1 pseudogene is annotated in these 507 nt (G+C 45.6%); it reads right to left on the bottom strand.

Annotated elements, in window-relative coordinates:
* Window positions 1-47: 47 nt before the first annotated feature.
* Window positions 48-507 (bottom strand): annotated as a pseudogene (locus tag R7Q46_RS30585) (ABC transporter substrate-binding protein); the annotation flags it as partial.

The following is a 507-nucleotide window of genomic DNA, read 5'->3' as shown; positions in this document are numbered from 1 at the left end:
GCGTGCTTAAAGGTAACGCTTTTACCTTTTTTGACGTCGGCTAACTAATAAGCGCTGGTGGTTGGTTCACTTTTAAAGTTGTAGTAGCGCACAAAATCATCATGAATGCCGTCACCGTTCTCGTCTTTCTTCGGATTCGCATAGAAATGAGCAGGACGAGGACGTAGCGCCCCCATTCTCAACAACAACTCTTCTGGATTGAGCTCTTTCGCGGCCTTCACGGCGAAGGTGTGATCGTCAAATTTGATAACATCAGCAACCGTTTTGTTGTAATAGTCGTTGTACCAAGGCTCTAAAATGTCTTTCGAGCGGTAAAACTTAAGCATAAAAACAAAATCGTCTGCCGTGACTGGCTTGCCATCCGACCATTTAGCTTGTGGGTTCAGTTTGAAATAAACCGTTTTATTGTCACCCGCTAATGCCCACTCATTGGCTAGCTCAGGGATGAATTCAAGCGTATCTGGGTGGCGAACCACCAACCCTGGCGTTTCATCCAAGATGAAAGAA

It is taken from the genome of Vibrio sp. 811, from assembly GCF_033339195.1.
The sequence above is the reverse complement of the archived record's forward strand: the minus strand, read 5'-3'. Positions and strand labels throughout refer to the sequence as shown.